14 protein-coding genes and 2 pseudogenes are annotated in these 18884 nt (G+C 46.6%); 7 read left to right on the top strand and 9 right to left on the bottom strand.

What is annotated here, in order from left to right; translation table 11 throughout:
* A partial coding sequence (locus tag PSSD_RS22475; RefSeq protein ID WP_058973744.1) for a transposase occupies positions 1-268 on the bottom strand: 268 nt, incomplete at its 3' end.
* Positions 269-609: 341 nt separating this feature from the next.
* On the opposite strand from PSSD_RS22475, the gene PSSD_RS22470 reads away from it, so the two are divergent.
* Both PSSD_RS22470 and PSSD_RS22465 read left to right on the top strand, forming a co-directional pair.
* Entirely contained in the window at positions 610-882 is a 273-nt protein-coding gene (locus PSSD_RS22470; protein WP_058973743.1) for a YdgH/BhsA/McbA-like domain containing protein, read from the top strand.
* Positions 883-960: 78 nt separating this feature from the next.
* Complete coding sequence (locus PSSD_RS22465) at positions 961-1437, top strand: DM13 domain-containing protein (RefSeq protein WP_058973742.1); 477 nt, start codon at positions 961-963, stop codon at positions 1435-1437.
* Positions 1438-1498: 61 nt separating this feature from the next.
* On the opposite strand, the pseudogene PSSD_RS27560 reads toward PSSD_RS22465, so the two are convergent.
* Positions 1499-1645 (bottom strand): annotated as a pseudogene (locus PSSD_RS27560) (IS3 family transposase); the annotation flags it as partial.
* A gap of 139 nt (positions 1646-1784) precedes the next feature.
* Between PSSD_RS27560 and PSSD_RS26800 the strand changes: the two are divergent.
* The 5 genes and pseudogenes from PSSD_RS26800 to PSSD_RS26795 all read left to right on the top strand — a co-directional run bounded on the left by PSSD_RS26800 (position 1785) and on the right by PSSD_RS26795 (position 11317).
* Positions 1785-2084 (top strand): helix-turn-helix domain-containing protein, encoded by a 300-nt coding sequence (locus tag PSSD_RS26800; protein WP_153011486.1) that lies wholly within the window; start codon positions 1785-1787, stop codon positions 2082-2084.
* Positions 2085-3602: 1518 nt separating this feature from the next.
* A pseudogene (locus PSSD_RS22455) lies at positions 3603-4050 on the top strand (hypothetical protein).
* Positions 4051-4494: 444 nt separating this feature from the next.
* Positions 4495-4893, top strand: a complete 399-nt coding sequence (locus tag PSSD_RS27555) for an alkaline phosphatase family protein (protein WP_153011485.1) — start codon at positions 4495-4497, stop codon at positions 4891-4893.
* Complete coding sequence (locus PSSD_RS22450; RefSeq protein WP_058973741.1) at positions 4859-7309, top strand: autotransporter domain-containing protein; 2451 nt, start codon at positions 4859-4861, stop codon at positions 7307-7309. Before PSSD_RS27555 ends, PSSD_RS22450 begins: the two co-directional genes overlap by 35 nt.
* A gap of 1074 nt (positions 7310-8383) precedes the next feature.
* Positions 8384-11317, top strand: coding sequence for an autotransporter outer membrane beta-barrel domain-containing protein (locus PSSD_RS26795; RefSeq protein WP_072215015.1), 2934 nt, complete (start codon positions 8384-8386; stop codon positions 11315-11317).
* A gap of 281 nt (positions 11318-11598) precedes the next feature.
* On the opposite strand, the gene PSSD_RS22440 is transcribed toward PSSD_RS26795, so the two are convergent.
* The 7 genes from PSSD_RS22440 to PSSD_RS22415 form a co-directional block, all read right to left on the bottom strand.
* Entirely contained in the window at positions 11599-12828 is a 1230-nt protein-coding gene (locus PSSD_RS22440; RefSeq protein WP_058973739.1) for an MFS transporter, read from the bottom strand.
* Positions 12829-13031: 203 nt separating this feature from the next.
* Positions 13032-13763, bottom strand: coding sequence for a YoaK family protein (locus tag PSSD_RS22435; protein WP_058973738.1), 732 nt, complete (start codon positions 13761-13763; stop codon positions 13032-13034).
* Positions 13764-13893: 130 nt separating this feature from the next.
* The gene (locus PSSD_RS22430) at positions 13894-14154 is read right to left on the bottom strand and encodes a hypothetical protein (RefSeq protein WP_058973737.1); all 261 of its coding nucleotides are present in this window, start codon (positions 14152-14154) and stop codon (positions 13894-13896) included.
* On the bottom strand, positions 14154-15011 hold the full coding sequence (locus tag PSSD_RS22425; RefSeq protein ID WP_058973736.1) for a tyrosine-type recombinase/integrase: 858 nt from the start codon (positions 15009-15011) through the stop codon (positions 14154-14156). Before PSSD_RS22425 ends, PSSD_RS22430 begins: the two co-directional genes overlap by 1 nt.
* A 587-nt stretch (positions 15012-15598) precedes the next feature.
* A complete protein-coding gene (locus tag PSSD_RS22420; protein ID WP_058973735.1) occupies positions 15599-17812 on the bottom strand; it encodes a glycoside hydrolase in 2214 nt (737 codons plus the stop codon).
* 189 nt (positions 17813-18001) lie between these two features.
* On the bottom strand, positions 18002-18229 hold the full coding sequence (locus PSSD_RS28475; RefSeq protein WP_369404325.1) for a helix-turn-helix domain-containing protein: 228 nt from the start codon (positions 18227-18229) through the stop codon (positions 18002-18004).
* A 151-nt stretch (positions 18230-18380) separates the two neighbouring features.
* A complete protein-coding gene (locus PSSD_RS22415; RefSeq protein ID WP_058973734.1) occupies positions 18381-18671 on the bottom strand; it encodes a response regulator transcription factor family protein in 291 nt (96 codons plus the stop codon).
* Positions 18672-18884 lie beyond the last annotated feature (213 nt).

Here is an 18884-nt window from a genome sequence, read left to right as displayed (position 1 = left end):
TTGAATCTACAGCCGCCTTTTTCAGGATATCCCGTTCCTCCTCAGTTCGCTTGAGCTGCGCTTTCAACCGGAGGATCTCCGTCCGGGCATCCAGCAGATCCTGCGCCTGGTGCCCGGTGGCATCAGGTTTTATAGAGCGGATCCATTTATAAAGGCTGTGCTGCGAGACGCCCAGGCGTTCAGAAACGTCGGCGACGGAATAGCCCCGCTCGGTGATCTGGCGGACAGCTTCTTCTTTAAACTCAGGGGTAAATCGTGGTGTGCCCATAGACTCCTCCTATGTTCAAAATATAGGGCAGATTTGTCTATGGGCCCGGGGTCACTCCAAATATAGGGCAGATTTGTCTATGGGTTCGGGGTCACTCAATCAACGACTCGGAAGTCTCTAGACTATCCGTGGCAGTTCAGTCCCGCTGCTACTTTCATGTCTGATATGAGCTTAAGATGTCTTTTTTATTACTATTTTTCATGAGCTTAAAAAGTAACTTTTAAACTTTATACATTTCAACTTACTACTTTTTGATTGTTCGATAAAAAAACTTGCAGCAAGGGTCGTTGTAAGTTATATATTTTATCGTTCACTAAAAAACAATCTTAGAGGAAATAGTCATGAAAAAAATCATCATCGCCACCCTGCTAGCGCTCAGCACTGCGCCAGCCTTCTCAAGTGAGACCAATGAAATCAACCGTTCACATCAATGCGAATTACTACGGATCGGCAGCATCACCGCTGTCGGTGGCACTGTCGACGATCTGACCCACAAACTCGAAGATAAAGCGAATGCTGCCGGTGCTGATTACTTCCGGGTTACACATCTGAATACCGACAATCAGGGATATGCTACAGCAACACTTTATAAAAATGCAGATGTAAAAGTCTGACTGAAACTCATCTCTTGTTAACCAGTTAAAGTACGTTTTTCCACACATTTACATACTAAATAATTATCTGGAAATAAAATGAGAAAATCGCTTAAAATAGGTCTGCTGGCATCCCATCTTATGTTGCTCGGAGTGGGGTTTGGTACTGGTGTTTATATTCTTCCGGTTCTAACTGCAGAGAAAAATTCAACAAAGGAAGAAGTAAACTCAGTGAAAAATGATGCTCGCTATACCGGCGTATTTAACAAAAATCAGGAAGGGAGTAACGCTGTTCACTGGGCTGAAGGCCAGCTTTACATCAACGACACTGATATTGCTTTTGAAGGGAGTATCGCGCCAGGCCCGGATTACAAGATTTACTTAACCAAAGTTCAGGCTAATGATCGTGAATCTTTTTTGCATATAAAAGAGGATTCACTTTACATTGGAGATCTGAAGAACTTTGGTGATTTTAAAAAGAGCTTACCCAATGGAGTAAATATTGATGGATACACTACTGTGCAAATCTGGTGCGAGCGCTTCGAGCAATTTATCGCCTCTGCCTCTTTTAAATAACCATTTGTGTGCTGAGATACAGATAACTTTCTGGAGTGATTAGCTCATATATTTCACTATGCTATTTATAACTTAACCCATTGCTGGTCCGGAACCTCAGATATTCTCGGAGTAAGGTGTATCCCAGCGACCTGTGCGGATGCCATTCGTCATAGTTTTCGAATGCCTCCGCCAGGTCCTTTACAGCCGTTAACCAGTATGGTTTCGGCCTAGTCCCCGTTTAAACCGGACATCTCACCAGTAAGAAATAGTCATAAAGCTATTTTAAGAGCTGTCATGCGCACAGAATCGAAGTGATAACTGGCGGGCAAAATCACTGCCGTAATCTCCCCAAAAGAAAGCCCGCCTTGTTGAACTCTGGCTTTATCGTCTCACTTGTAGCCCGGCAATATGGCATCACACTCATTCTTTTTTATAACTTGAAACGGCCCATGAACAATGATGGGGAGTCTGCAATCGCCGCTGGCGACATGGTGTCCGCGTTTCCAAGGCCAAAGCACTGGAGAAAAACAAAACAGCTTGAAAAAATGCTGGGGCGTAAAATGATGGAAGCTTTAATCTTCCGGGACGCGCCTGAGATAGCCCAGATAAAAGTTGAGATCGCGCATGCCATTGCTGTAACCGGACAATACCTCTCATTCGAATAGCTCAAGTGCTCTGTGTATCGTTTTCGTATCTTTTAGAATGGTAGCTGGATAAGCGCCAGCATCAGTCAATCCGCTACAGCTAAAATGATGACGCCGGCTGTTGCAGTTTATCTGCCAGATATGCAGCGAGCGGGCGAAAAACGGCTGTCCTCGCATGACTGCGCACCTCAACCGTGCGCCGAGAAACAACACTGGTACCTCAACGTATTTACCGGATCATGGGGGAAAATAACCTGTAGCTGGAAAAAATCAGATTATAAAAACCAGAGCGCTGTCATACCGGCAACGTCGTGACCCTTAAGCGGGATACGCACTGGTGTTCAGATGGCGACGCAATACGTTGCTGGAATCGGGAAAGCGTACGGGCGGTGTTCAGTCCCGATCGCTGTGAGCCCGAAGCCATCAGTTGGTCGGCGACAACCGATGGAATAAATAGCGTTATGGTACAGGGTCTGCTGACAGAGAGCGTAGCAAAGCGCTTTGGAAATAGGCTTGACCTGTCACATTCGGTTGGGGGGTTGACGGATAACGGCTGTTGTTCTCTAGCGAACGCAACAAGAACGTTGGCCGAGTAACTTGGGTGTATCGTGTGTACGAATTCAGTGCGCATCCCGGAGAACAATGTGATGGCGGTATCGTTCATGAAAACGTTCAGGCGTGACTACGATTAAGTGAATGATCTAAATGGATGGGAGACTACGATAACTGACATCCCTATAAGGAGAAAAAATGCAGTCACTAGGAGAATATGGAAGCTCGCGGTGTCAATTAACCATATCCGTTTTAGCGGGTCTAACTGCATTTAAGTTTAAATAATACATGAGCATACAAGTTTCAAGGGTTTTCACCAGAACTTAAAGGTTACTCCTGAGAAGAGTATGCAGGAGGTAGAAGCCTCGGGCAGAAACATTAACTCCGGTTCAGACAGTATACAGTCTGGTTAAGCTAAATATAAAAAACCGTTTTCATCAATGAATTCTGACATTATTGTTGAAGCAATCAAGATTGTCGATATATGTGGTCAATGGTGGAGTTTTCAATGATGGTTTTCTTTAAGTTGTATTGAAAAAGTAGAGTGTTAATGGAATGCTGGATGGTAATCATCATCATCAGATAATTTTTTATAATGTGCTATTTGAAGGTTGGTTTTTTTATTAAAAATAATTTGTAGCGACGTTCATTGTTCACGGAAATGGTTCTGTATTGATTAAGGTTTATCTTTTTACCCCGGGTAGGGATCCAGGCCCTTGCAAATACTGGTATTTAACTACTGGTGCATTATAAACACGTGCAGTTTGTGAAACGTTTTTTTATTCTGTAAGTTTAAGAATTGTCAAATCTTTTCTTTCTCGCTGTAAAGATAACGTAATAAATTTGATATTAATATAAAACAAATTAGATGCGTTGATAAGTCGTTATGAGGATTATTTTTTCTTAATGTTTTTTATTTATACGGATTTTTTACATGAGTTGACAAGGAGAAGTGAAGTGAAAATATTATATTCATTGATTATTCTGATGCTTATGAATGGTGTTAAAGCTGAGGGGGCGAATAACTTGCATGATAATAAAGAGTTAACTATAAGGATCGGGCGACCAACGGTTAAGCAGGTTCTGCATTATCGTAAGATGTACGAAAAAAAACCATTCCCAGATGCGGAGCTGTATTACTACGATAACGGAGTTTATAAAATAATATCGCAAGGAGAAAACCATTATGGAGTGTATACAATGCAAGGTGATTTCGATGATGAGACCTTCACCGTGCGTTTTATTTCTCTTCCTTCAATTGACTGGGGTAATAAAACAGCTTTTCATCAGTTAACCTTCGTACGTGGAGATGGGAAAAAATGTTTTCATCCAAAATGCGATCATCGACACTGGCGAAGCTATTTCTCAACAGAACGGAACTTATATACAAGAAAAAAATCTTGTGGAAGATCCTTCATCTGTTAAATGGAATTAATAGTTATACGTAACCTGAAAGTCTTTATTTACATAAAGAAATCTCTTAGAGTTTAAAATTATGGCGCTTATTAATTTTGAGATTCCTCTTTTGAATTAATGGGTAGTGATTATATTGTCGCGTGGTGTATCTTTCTTTATTGAGAGGTGGTTTGGTTTTAATGCATTATTTCAAATTAGAAAAAACCAACGATGATTTTCTAAATGGAGCCGTTAATTGGGAAAGGTTGATTCTATCTGCATTTGTTTCTATAAATATCAATGCTTCATATTCTTTGAGTGGGCATAAAGTGCATGTGAGCGTGGTTTTATGGGTCGAAAATAAAACTGTATAATTTTTTCAAAAAATATCTATTTATCGGTTAATTATGATTACCCTCATTATTAAAAATAATTAAATGTATATGGGTTGTTTTTTAATTTTATCTGTAATAAGGAGTTGGTGATGAAAGGAAAGGTGAAGTTATTAACTGTGATTATTGGTGTGCTTGTCAATACTAATGTTTCTGGAAATCCTAATATTCTCCTTATAGGGACAGATGGGACCGCGGCAAGATATATTGAAAGTGGGATTGATCAATCGAGAGCCAGCATGGCTCTGCCATCTGGGAGTGCCAGTCCGATTCCTTTACCAGAATATCAGTCAATAGTGAAAGATAAGCATGGTTCTTTAACGCTGGATATTACGTCGACTACCGGGTCTGGTGGTCAGAGGAATACTATTAGCGGTGCCAACTGGACTTCATTGCTTACAGGGAAAGAGTTTGATACACATGGTGTCACTGATAATACAGTAGTCGATGTTTTAAATGGAGAAAAAAACAAAAGAGTTCGAAGGATATAAAGGAACGCAACTGTTAACACAGAACTTGCATGATTCCGGGTATAAAACAGAAATATTAGCGGAATGGAAGCCTCTGGTTGATGTTTATGGTCGTTACTTTGATAAGGCAGAAAGCGTTCCATTAGTCTGGCGTGATGGTGATGTGAATAATGCCAAAGGAGAGCATACACCTGTCACTGAAAGTAATTATCATGTAGGGACGATTCTGAGCAAGACAGATTCGAATTTCGTTTTTGTACATATAGACTCTGTTGATGAAGATGGTCATACCTACGGCTGGGACTCAAGCCAGTATGCAAAAGGAGTAAGACAACTAGATGATAAAATATCCCTGATCCTTAAAGGATTAATGAAAAGAGAAAACATTAACAATGAAGAATGGGTGATTGGTATTACACCGGATCATGGCGGTGTAAATTATGGTCATTCGGAAAATAAAAACCCTTTGGTTTTTAACACCTATTTTATTGCTTTACATTGGAATAAAGGGGAGTGGAATTTAGTCACTTTAAAAAATGCTCCCGGAATGACCATTGCAGGGGTGCTGCCACGCCTAATGGCTCAGAGTTCAGTAGTAAATAAAGATGTAACTGTTGATGTATCAAATGGACAGACGCTTCATAATATCAGCTCGTATGTAAATAAAGACAGTTGGGTAAGAAATATTATCAGTGACCATGCGCTAACTAAAAAAGGCGAAGGGCTTCTGCTTATTTCTGATAATACAAAATTTTCACATCTGAATCAGCAGGAGGGTATTACCAAATTATTGGCAGCGCACTATTTTAATCAGGTTAATATTAACGGAGGTAAACTCATAGTTCAAGGAACGCTCGATAGTCAGATGCTGCATAACCGAGCAATCTTAGTCAATAATGGTCTAATAAGAGGTAATACAGTCCTTGAGTCTGGCTCCCATACTTTTGGTACGGGTAAGTTTGATGGTGATCTGATTATCATGAGGGCTGCAACTGTTGCACCAGGAAACAGCATCGGGCATATGCAGGTTGCTGGCAATGTGTTATTCGCTAATGGTTCTAATTATGACGTTGAAATTTCTGCAGATGGCCAGAGTGATCAAATTAACACTGATGGGGTTGCTACTATTACAGGGGGCCGTGTTAATGTTTCTCTTACGCAGTCAGGGGATTCTTTGTCGCTACAAGACATCCAGCAATTACAGGGGAAGGAATACACGATACTTACTGCAAAGCAGGGTATTGTCGGCCGCTTTGAACAAGTATCTCCTAACTATTTGTTCCTCGGCACTGACCTCAACTACCAGCCCGGAAAGGTGCTACTGCATGTTGGCCGCAACCAGGTGGCCTTTGCAGACGTGGCTCTAACGAGTAACGAGCGGTCCGTCGCTCGGGCTGCAGAAGCGTTGATGCCAGGAAACCCTGTATATGATACCTTACTAAAGACTTATAATGTTGAGGATGCACGCAGGAGCTTCCGCGAACTGTCCGGGCAGGTTCACGCAGATATCCTACCAGCAGTGATTCACAACAGCCGCTATTTACGTGATGCTCTGAATTCTCGTTTATTAGCGCCTAATAGTGCCAGAACGAGCACTGATATCCATTCTGATGAGTCCGGTTCTTGGGTCAAATTATTAGGTGCATGGGGACACTCGTCAGGAAACTCTGAGACAAACGGATTCAATTCATCGACTGGAGGGATCCTGTTAGGGCTCGATACAGAGTCAGACTCTGGAGGACAAATAGGTATAGCAGGTGGTTATACTCGTACTTCATTAAATGATGGAAATGGATCCACTGCCGGATTGGACAGTTATCATCTGGCTTTATACGCTGGTCAGCATCTCGGGGAAATATCACTGCGGGCTGGAGCAGGAAATAGCTGGGGTAGGGTTAATACTTCCCGTAATATACATCTTGGTCAACAGACAGAAAACGAGAAGTCTAAATATAAAGTCGATACCAGCCAGATATTCGTAGAGGCTGGCTATAATATTGATCTTGGTAGCACATCCATTGAACCTTTTTCTCAACTATCGTGGATTCATGTCAAAAAGAATGCGTTTAAAGAAAATGGTGGTGCAGCAGCTCTCAGAGGTGAAGATCAGCACAGCAATGTGGCCTTATCAGTACTTGGAGGCCGTACTTCGTCCGAATGGAAAGTGGGCGTTAATTCAAAGCTGTCGCTCAATACTTCGCTGGGATGGCAACATGAGTACACTGATCGTTCACGCACAGTGAGACTCAATTTTCGTCAGGGAACCACTCCATTTCTGACTAACGCGGTTGCGTCAAGTCGAGATGGAATGTTAGTCAAAACAGGATTTGATTTAGAATTGAATAATTCCACCCATTTAATGCTGGGATATGCGGGGTTGATATCAAAATCCTACCAGGATAATAGTGTAAATGCTGGTTTGACATGGCGATTCTGACTGTTATGGGAATTATGTTAAAGTATGAAGTGAAGGATTGTTATTGAATATGTCTTAGTTTTTTTGTTGATGATAGTTCTAAGATTATTTCTACTTTTAATAAATAGCGGGGTGATTATTAACGATCGGTCAGTTAATTTAATATGTTGTTTTTTATTTAAGGGTTTATTTAAATGAGTTGCTTGGTGTTGTTGTAAATATTATGGGTTGGTTATTTAATCGTTTGCCGGGAACAGGCCCGGCAAACGAAAATATTTTATTTAAACTGATTAAATGAAAAACCTTCCTGGTATTAATCATGGCGTCGTTTTATGACATTTAATGCGGTTAACCTGGTAAAATAAAATGATTATATATGCTGCTGTAGAGTTCCTGTCTGGTTAAATAGGTATTCTACTATTATCTGATGTGGTAGCCGGACGCCTGTAAAACCAGAATTAAAAAACTGCAGTCATAAGTCATTTTTGATCTTTTAGCTTTTATCAAAAACTTTTAAGAACTCCATAACCAGTTATTCCAGTAGGATATTTAAATTTAGTGTACGTAGCCAGTTCAAACTTTGCTTGTGTTTGGTATGCCTTCAGCTATCACTTTCCCTTTGGAGAAGGAGATGGTTTGAGTTATTTTTATGTGAGTATTTTTTGCCTTCTGAAGGAAAAGAAAGTAGAACGTGCGAGTGAATAAATGTGTAAACAAGTTTGCTACGGATATCCACTTTTCATTGCATATTGGTGATTTATCTATAAAGAAGATTATTCACTCTAAAAAATACAAAATGGAAGAGTACTACCCTCCATAACTTTGGATTTGTCAACTAATGTATCTGGTTTTACCTTGGGTTTCATTTATTTCTGCCTTAATATCGCCTCCTGTTTTGAGAAAGTCACGCCCAACGGTCTACTCTTTAATTATTGAGCTGATTCCGGCAACCGTTGTTTTGCTGATATTCCAAAAATCCAAGAATAAATTGAGTTTTTTACCTCTCTGATATGCGTGTAAACAACCTGTAATATAAGTCTAATAAGTTAATTTTTTTAGCGCATTAGTGATTATCTTGGTTGCTTTGGGGTGATGATGAAATTAAAATATTCTATGCTTTTTTTGATTCTGTTCTATCCCACAGGGATATGGGCAGCAGTGAATACTGCCTCAACTAAAGAAATAATAAATTTAAAACGTCAGGGGTGGTTCGAAAGCTTGTACAGGAAAGTCCTGACAGGTTATCCACAGGAAAATTCCCAAGCATCTGAGTGGGATCGTCAGGGCAGTAATGAATACACAGCTATTACAGGAGAACGTCGTGCGCTTGCATATGATGATCGAAATCAATCAACTGGATATATATATCAAAGTTTTTCTGTTTCTGCATTCGGTGAGCAAGCCAAGTCGCTGGATCTCCGGTCAATAGATTCTTACAATCACATTAGCGAATTATATAAAACAGCAACTTATGCCTATGATCCCCGAAGTGGTCGACCGCGCTCATTCGACTTTATACTGAAAGATCACTTTAAACGAGGCAGACCTTATCAGGTTTTAGATGAAAATGGCGATTACATAAAAAATTATTTGTCTGTAAAGGGCTCATCCTTCCCGAGTGGACATACCTGGTCGGGATTCAGGCAGGCTATTGTTCTGTCACTGATATTTCCCGAACGAGGGAGTGAGATCTTTTCCCGCGCCCTGCAATTTGGCGAGAGCCGGGTTATTGTGGGCGCCCACTTTCCAACTGATACTATCGCTTCGCGAGTCGGTAGCTATTTTTCACTGGCTCAATTGCTGGCCAATGAAAGCATTGCGACTACACTCGCCGATTTAGCTAAAGCGACCCGAAGCAAAATTGCCAGCGGGTGTTACGAAAATACCGGAGTATGCATAGCTGCTAAGCAACCAGGAACTCTGGTATATTCCAGCAACAACATTGGTTACTACGGAAAGAAAGAACCTTTCGTTGCTCCTCGCATCACCCCGGATGATATTCCGGATAAAGCAGGCTATTTATTACGCCTGCGTTTTCCTTATTTGACCGAATCCAGTTGGCGAAGTATTTTGGCAAGTACCGCCTACCCGAGAAATTCTCTGGCTGGATGGACGATACAATCGGGTAACCCTGAATCGTTTTGGGGGGTGATAGATTTACCCAAAGCATACGGAGGCCCGGCCTATCTTTACGACACTCTTGTAGTCGATCAGACTTTCAACCCTACCTTTGATATTGCTGGTTTTTCGTTATCTGACGAATGGAAAAACGATATTATGGGTCCAGGCAAGCTGATTAAAAATGGTGAAGGTAGCCTGACGCTATCAGGGAACGATCGTTTTGGTGGTCTTGAGGTTAACCAGGGGACGCTAATTGTTTCCGGGAATACGCAATACAGTGATAAGTCTGTCGTTAACGGTGGGACTCTGGTCATTAGCGGGGTATTAAATTCAGCTCTGGAGATTAACCATAATGGCGTTGTTATAGCTGATGGCGCGGTTAATTCGGCTACCGAGGTTAATCAGGGCGGTTTGCTCAGCGGCACCGGGGAGTTGAATAGATTGACCGTGCATAAAGGAGGCGTGGTCACGCCTGGCCACTCAATAGGGGTGTTGAATGTAGCAGACAGGGTAACTTTTGATCCAGGGTCGCATTATGGGGTAGAGGTAGCGGCAAATGGTAAGAGCGATCGAATTCAAAGTGCGGGCACGGCTGTTCTTAATGGCGGCAGCGTGAATGTTTCGCTGGAAAACAGCAACAACCTTCTTACGGAAGGAGAAGTGCGCAGCCTGTTGGGCCAGCATTACACGATTTTGACCGCAAAAAAAGGGGTAAGCGGGCAGTTTGAGGGGGTGGCGCCAGACTACCTGTTCCTCGGCACAGGGCTGAGCTACCAGCCTGACGGAGTAACGCTGAACGTGGGACGCAACGGCACAAGCTTCGCCAGTGTCGCGCAGACCCCGAACGAACGGGCGGTGGCGGCGGTGGCAGATACGCTGGCGGCGGGCAACCCGGTGTACGAAAGCATTCTCAGCAGCGCCACGGTGCGCGAGGCACGACACGCGTTCCGTCAGCTGTCGGGACAAATCCATGCGGATATCACGTCGGCGCTGGTGAACGACAGCCGCTACATGCGTGAGGCGCTTAACGGACGTCTGCGGCAGGCAGAAGGGAGGGCGACTCCGCTGGCCATCAGGGCGGATGAGAGCGGAGCCTGGGGGCAGATTCTGGGGGCGTGGGGCAACGCGTCGGGCGATACCAACGCCACTGGCTATCATGCATCGACCTACGGGGTGCTGGTCGGGCTGGACTCAGCGGTAGCGCACGACGGGCGGCTGGGGATGGCTACTGGTTACACCCGCCTCTCGCTAAACGGCGGCCATGGAGCGACCGCGGACAGCAACAACTACCATATGGCGGTGTACGGCGATAAGCAGTTCGGCGCGCTTGTGATGCGTGGTGGCGCAGGTTCCACATGGCACTGGCTCGACACCCAACGGCCGGTGAACTACGGAATACAATCAGATAAGGACGCGGCGAAGTACAGCGCGCGTACTCAGCAGCTGTACGCGGAAGCGGGCTATAGTATGCTGACGAAGTGGGTGAATGTGGAGCCGTTTGTCAACCTTGCATACGTGAACTTAAAGAGCAACGGCATTGCAGAAAGCGGTGGCGCGGCAGCGCTGCGCGGTGACAAACAATACACGGACGCGACGACTTCGACGCTGGGGCTGCGCGCGGACGCCGAATGGAAGGTTAGCCCGGGTACGAAGATAGTGCTGCGCAGCGATCTGGGCTGGCAGCACCAGTATGGCGACCTGAGCCGGGGAAAGGGACTGCGGTTAAGCGGCAGCAACGCTCCGATCGTGGTGGAGAGTGTGGCGCTGTCACGTGAGGGTATAGCGCTGAAGGCAAGTGCAGAAGTTGCGACGAATGAGAGCGCCACGCTGTCGCTGGGGTATGGCGGTTTGCTGTCGAAGCACTATCAGGACAACAGTGTCAACGCCATTTTTACCTGGCTTTTCTGACATGAGGCTCTAGGTAAAGGGCTCAGGCGACGGCCTTTTTTTCATTTTTTCGCTTAATTACGCTCTATTGAAGAAGAAAACCGCTGATGTCGATCCCTGTGCGTCTCAGGGCATCAACGGTTTTTTGATACTGGTCATTTTTTGCCGGTCGGCAACGCGAATGGTACTTCATTGATATTGCTATTTTCAGATCCTGAGAATGAAGCCTTTAGCCGGGAAACGAAGCCGGCTTCCAGGTGCATTTATCTGTATTTATTCACAAAAATAAGAACAGAGACAGGTCAGGTTTCTTCCCCCGACACAGGTTCCGGTGCACCTGTCGCCCGCCGCGATGCACGCTGTCCTGCAAGCCAGATAATGAGCGCCAGCACGGCCAGCGCGCCCATCACAGCAAAGGCGGCGGAGTAGGAGTAGTGGGAAATCAGCGTGCCCGTCATGGCCGGGCTCAGGGCGGCGCCGGCTCCCTGCATAAGCAGGATAAAGCTCTGGCCGGCATTGGTGTGCCCTTTACCGTCAAGCACCCTGACCACAAAGCCCGGCACGGCAACCCCGAGAAGACCGGCCGCCATTCCGTCCAGTATCTGGATCGCGGGCATGAACGCGATGCCGTCACCGAGGGAGGCCACGGCGGCCCGTACGGGCAGGATACACAGGGCCGCAGTGATGAGAGAAAGATAGCCCGTGCGCTGCGCCCGGCGCGCGGCATAGAGCGCAACCGGGATCATCACGGCCTGCGAAATAATCACGGTGGCCGCGGCAAACACGCCCGGATTAATCCCCGCCTCCGGTGAAGCCGCTACCCGGACGCTCAGCATGGGCAAAAGGGCCGCGTTGCCCAGATGAAACAGCAGAACCGTGACGCCGCCGATGAGCAGTGCGGGCTCGTGAAGGAGCACAGACAGGCGCGGAAGGGCAGCGTGACCGGCGTCCGCGTTCAGCCCGCGGGCAAGCCTGTTATCAATATCTCGATCGCGGATCCCCATGACACAGGCCGTGGCCAGCAGGGCCATCACCGTCATCAGCACAAATACGGCACCGGTTCCCCAGTACCAGACCGAGGCGCCTGCCACCGCGGCCGCCGTCATGTTACCCGCGTGGTTGAACGCTTCGTTTCTGCCCGTCTGATGACCAAACTTTTCAGGCCCCGTCAGGCCCAGCGTCATGGCGGTCATCAGAGGGGCAATGAACGCGGCCGCCAGTCCGGTCATGACCTGAGAGACAACCGTCACGGCAGGACTGGGAAAATACCAGAGCATGATCGTCGCCAGAATAACGGTCAGGGTGCCGGTGACCAGCATCATCCGCTTGTTTCTGACCGCGTCCGCCGCGATACCCGCCGGTAAAGTGACAAGCAGGCTGGCCACGCCTGCTGACGTCATCACCCAGCCGATGGACTCTGGCTTCCAGTGATGTTCAGTCATAAATATCCCCAGAAACGGCCCCAGACCGTCCCTGACGTCTGCCATAAAAAAATTAACCAGGCAAAGAGCCTGAAGCGAGCGCAGTGACATAATTTCCCCGGAAAGATGAGCGAGCAGACTTAAAGATGGCAGATAAAAGGACGTTCAGCAGATGCCGGCGCGGCCCGTCGCATTGCCTGACTCCAGCTTTTTACTCAGCGCTAGACCGCCTGCCAGGGCGGCCCGTGGCCTCAGGTCAGCAGCGTCAGGGTGCGGTTATCTGCGCGTGAAGCAGTCTCTGAAAGTACCGGCCGCTACCAGAAACGCCAGCCGGTCAGATGCAGCGCGCGGGCAATGCCCCCGAGCGCGATGAGGATGAGCAGGCAGGCCAGCCCCGCCATGGCGTTAAACCCAAACCGCACAAAGAGAAAATAGCCGGCAACGCATCCCGACAGGAATGAGACGATGGTCACGAGGTGCGTGCTGAGCAGCGCCCGGTGAACGGGCGCGTCGGCGGCTTCGCGCCGGCTGACCGACGCCCTGAGCCAGGAGCCCAGCGCCATACCGGCATCGGTCAGGGTCCCTGTCACGTGCGTTGACCTGACCCGCCCGCCGGACAGCTGGGTGGAGGTGGCGTTATGCAGCCCCATGAGCAGCGCGAGCGTGACCAGCACCTCGCCGTTATTGCGGATGCTGTACCACCGGATTTCAACCAGCGAGGTGGCCAGCAGCAGCATGCCCTCACACAGCAGCACCAGGCAGAATACCGTGCGCACGTTACGGCGTAGCCCGAAGGCCACGGCGAGGCGCGCCAGCGTGGCGCCCGTCACGAAGGCCAGGATCAACACCGCGAGAAAAAGCAGCCCGTGCAGATCCCAGCTGCCCGCCTCCGCAGACAGCTGGGAGGTGTTGCCCGTCATATGAGAGGGGAAGAAGCCAAACGCACCAAAGGCCATGGCGTTGAGGACGCCCGCCGTGGTGGCAAGCGTGAGGGCGAGCAGGCGATCCTCACCGTGGGTACGGTGTTTTTTTCTCCTGAGGAGCATACGGTCAGATCCTGATAATAAACGGAGCTTTATTATGAGTAATCACGCGCTGTTAGCAATCAGACCGTGACCCCGGCGACCGCCTTTTTTCCGCCGGGGGCACGTTCCGCCTCCGTGATGCCTTTACGGCCTAGACGACGGGCAGGATCACGGCCAGCATCCAGGCGCTGGCCAGCCCCGTCACCAGCGTCGTGAGCAGCAGCGGCAGCGGCGATCGCTCAGGCGGCAGAAACTGAACCTGCAGGCGCGGTAGATCCAGCCGGGACCGTCGCCGGCGCCACCGCCGGACCTCTGCACCCAGACTGACCCAGAGATAAAGATTCACCGCCCCGAGCCCGGCCATCAGCAGCAGGTCCGGGAGCGTCACAAAATTCTCCCACTCCGTCATCATCACCGCCCCCCCGGCAGCAGCGCCCGGGCCTCCGCGGCGTCCATCGAGAACCGCACGCCGAGCTGGCGGGTCACGTCCAGCGCAAACACCCGGGTATACCACTCGGTGGACCTGGCGTCCTTGTGCCCCATCAGGGTCTGGATCACCTTCTGCGGCACCTGATGCTGCACCAGATGCATCGCAAACGAGTCCCTGAAGGTCTTCGGCGTCACCGGCCGGATGGAGAAGGTGACGCCGTCACGCTCCGCGGCCGCCACCGCCTGTGAGATCCAGCTGCGCGCGGTGTCCTCGCTTTTGATGTCCCACAGGCGGGCGCCCGCCGGCGGGCTCACCGTCGCAAACCACTCCCTCAGCCGCTGCACGAATCCCGGATCGGTGAGCGGCACCGCGCGCGGCGGGTTATCGCGGATCTCCGCTTCCACCTCCCGCTCCGCCTGCTGCTCTTCTTTCGTCGGGCGGCCGCGCCGGCGGCTGCGGTTGCGGGCCGCCTCTTCCAGCCCCCGCTGCTTGAGGGTGCGCAGCACCACGAACGGTGACGACAGCGGTGCCCCGGTCAGCGGGTCATCGAGCACGAAGTCCTCCCGGGTCAGCGGCAGGATCTCGTTGAGCCTTCCGCCGGTGTTCCAGAGGGCATCGATAAACAGTCGTTTGCGGAGATCGGTCACCTTAGACAGCAGCACCGCCACCTCGGGGGCCAGCAGGTAGCGGGGCATGTCGGTGCCGTAGGCGGCGGCCAGGTTGCGCAGCGCCACCGCGCTTTCATAGTCAAAGTAGCGCGCGGCGCCGGAATTGTGCAGATTGTGCTCAGTGACGCCGCTGTGCGAATTCTGCGGAATTTCACGGGGTAAAGTGCTCAGAATTTCAATCTCCGTCGTCGGGCGGGTGAGAACGTATTTTCGCGCGTCTGTCCAGCGAAAACCACGGGAATAAATCGATCCTCACCGGATCCCCTGTGGATCGGTTTTCAGGCTATTCTCCCGTATACGGAGAATAACCTGGACGGCCCGGAATAAAAAGCAGGGCGAGCGGAAACAGTTCCAGCAAATAACGCCGCTTAACTTACTGAAAATAATGCTAAGTTTCAGAAACTGGCCCCGTAACGATCGTACCAGGCACTCCAGGGTGAGCACCTGGTAAAAGAATGAGTTAAAAGAAAACTTCTTTTTCAACTGAATCTGTAGGTCTCAGAAATGTACACACCATGAAAGAACTGACAGTGACCTGGTGAAGAGGGGTTATACTCACACTATGTTATTAATAGAATTTAAATTATCTTTTTGATTTACTTTATGAAGTAAACAGTAAAACTGATGAGCGTTAACGAGTGATATCTTTTTATCACGTCTTGATACTCTGTAATTTTATCAATCACAAAAGATGAAAAAAATTTATTTAACTGTTTAAAATGCCTGATTTAGATCAGGCATTTTAAATTAAGTATAATTTAATCTTGGCCGAAATTTAGAATACGGCCATCCGACAGTTCAGCCCGGAGAGTATGACCTGAAATGTCTTTAAACTTTCTATCACTGAAATTTGCGGTCAGCACTGAACCATCACTGAATTTCGTCTCCTGTACAAGACCTGAACTATCCAGCCAGCTGAAATCAGTTAACGCTTTATCCCATAGTGCACTGTGCAAAATACGGAAACTGGCGTCGGCCTTAATGATTTCTGGTAATCTTTCTTTCAGGGTGCCTCTGCTGAGATTGAAAAGCGGAGGTGTATTATACAACTGACTCAGTAACGAACGCGTTGTTTTAACGTCGCTGAATTTGAGGTTATCAAAAGTCCAGTGGTGTGATGTTATTACAGAGTCATGAAAAACGGCCTGATATAATGGCAGGCGGTAGCGGGGATCGAAGACAACAGTTTGGTACTGTTCTTTCACTTTTGCCGGGGTGAAAAATGTGGCCGGTTGTGAGCTTGGCCACCATGCGCCAAGATAATACTGCGATTTTTTTTCGTATCTCATATCTCTGTCGCGCCAGCCAAACCCCCACGTTTCCATGCCATGTGCAAACATAAGGTGACGCGCTGTAACCGCGTTTCCGTCTTCTGAACCCAGCGGAAGTTTAAACGCATTAACAAACCAAGCCATGCGAGCATTACGGTCAGCTGCCATCTGTTCTGAACTGATTGGATGTTCTGGATGATAGTCATCAGACACCATGCCGGTTCCATCAACATCAAGAAACAGGCTGTTTAAGGCGGCCAGCCCGACTATCTCACGCATTCTGTGTTGAGAAAATGGGAGAACACAGCCGGGATTCAGATAATATCCCTGCTTCCCAAACCCGGGCTTTTTAGTGCCGTCCGCACGAACGATGGCGCATTTTTCAACCAAATTTTTGGGAAGCTGGGCTGTAAGCCAGCTGTCATTGAGTCCTCTTGGAATACCGGTATCATATGAATCATAACTGGCGATTAAATATCCGGATTCCTTTGCACGAATTACCGCCTGAGGATGCAGAAATGCTGCAGTCCAGTTGTCTGTGCCTAACCACAAACGTGATAATCCGGCATCTTTTAATGGTTTGATAACCGACTCAGAAAGACCCGGGCCCCATTGGTCCGATGGTAAAAGAAATTTTCCCAGAAGCCGCTCAGCAAGAAGACGTACCTTTTCTGCCTGTTGATGCTGTGCCATGAGAAATGTTGGGCTATCGGGTGAGGAGTTGAGAGGTACGAGAGCAATGAGCGCGTTGTTGATGGCTTCGATAAGAGATTGTTTTTGCCATAACTGTGGTTCACCTGCGGTTAAACTCCTCAGAATCGCTCTGTCTTCATGCGATATTCCTTTCATCAGATTATTCCCGTCAGGAGACCTCAGGAAGTTAACGAGGTCAGACCAATTATTAACATCCTCCTGAGCGAGAAGTGTGTTTCCCCATAAATAGATATGTGTTGCACCAATAAGTTTATTTCCTTCCGGAGATATTGCAATTTTATCGCTCAACGAACTGAACTGCCCGGTGTCTTGTAGATACTTTCGATAACTAATCGCACCTGAGAGCTTAGAAGTACCCACATGTAAAATAACTTCGAAAGGGTCATCCTGATTAAACTTGTTAAAAATATGAGACCCATCCATTTTCAAACTCTTATCAGTCTTGGTGAAAGAAATCTGATTGTTAAACGGGGATAATACAATCCAGCTAAAGACATTGTCTCCTTTTTCCAGTCCCCACAGAGGTAGTTTCAAATCAAAATTGGTATCAATGTTGGAGACTTCCTCCGTGAGATAAGACAACCAGTCAGCATTGCTGAGAGGTATCTGACTACCTTCACCTAAAGGAAGTTCAAGCATGTTTATGTGAGGTGGCATACTGAACCAGTTGAGTGTTTGTGAACGAGCACTTTTGAAAGTGAGGCGAAGGTCTTCTCCATTCACTTGCGCTACGATATCAATGTCTTTCTGTGGCCAGTGCCATGTCACGTACAATGGGAATATCTCAAGATTATTAACCTCCTGTACAGGATGAGGATTATTAACAATTACATCGTTCGCGCTTATTTTTAATGTTGAAGGGTCAATCTCGTAATGCGTTTTATCGGTTTGCAATGAAAAACTCCATGCATATGATGGAGAAAAAAAGAAGAAAGTAATAAAATCAAGTACGAAGTGTTTTTCATAAATACACCACTCAGTTTCCATGTTATGTTGGGGTTAGCAAAAGGGTGTTTAATATAACAAACTTAAGTTGTTATCCTCCTGAAATATTTGAAAAATGATAAATAAGTTCGCTAAGGTGGCGAGCATAATCTCTTTGTTACTGGATAATGTTGGGCAAGGTGAAATTCATTAAGATTGTTTTTATAGAATATTAATTCTATATTTATAAACTTATCTTAAAAAACTATAACCTTTGTTTTTTATGGTTGTTATTTGGTGCCCGTTAATATGCCTTCCCAGTTTTTTTCTCAACCTGCAAATTATCACACTTACAATCTTTATGTCCTTGTTGCATGGGTTATCATAAAACCTGTACATAAAATGATTTCTGGATACCGTTTTTCCTGCGTTAATAATTAAAGCTTCCATGGCAATGTATTCAAAATCCGTTAATTTTATTCTTTTACCATTTATCTTAAGAGAACGATCATCTATATCAATTTCATAGGGATAAAGATTTATTATAGAAGTACAGTAACCATGTCCTCGGCGTATAACAGCATTAATTCTTGCATATATTTCCTCATATTCTGTGTCCAGGCTGATAAAATCATCCGCTCCGTTTTTTGAGGTTCTCTAGAACAATTTCAGGATTTAATATATCAGAAAGTATAATTACAGGGGTTTTTATATGTTGTCTTCTCCACTGCCGTAAATGAGATGCTGAAGAGTTGTCACCAACCGACTGATGAATTAAGCACATATCGTAGGATGTCTCTTTTATGTAATAAAAAGCAATTTTATAACTATTTACTTCATCATATATAAAACCTCTTTTAATAAGATCTTTTTTAAATTCATTCCAAGGTGAGTTTTTAATATTTATTATTAAAAGGCGCATCAGAACTCCATTTTTTTAATAAAAGCAGATGATTATGTCATGATAAATGCTCTGCCTCTACTAAAGGATAGGGAGGACTAGCAGAATAAAATTATTTATCGACCTGATTTTAAACATTTATGCCTGAAAAAGGAATACATTATTAATATTATCAAAAATATAACTACAGCTAACGGTATCGAATTTTCTACAGACGAATTGAAAAAAGATGCT

Source organism: Type-D symbiont of Plautia stali (genome assembly GCF_001485335.1).
Lineage (GTDB): Bacteria > Pseudomonadota > Gammaproteobacteria > Enterobacterales > Enterobacteriaceae > Pantoea > Pantoea vagans_C.
Note: the sequence above shows the minus strand (reverse complement) of the source record. Positions and strands in the feature narration are given on the sequence as shown.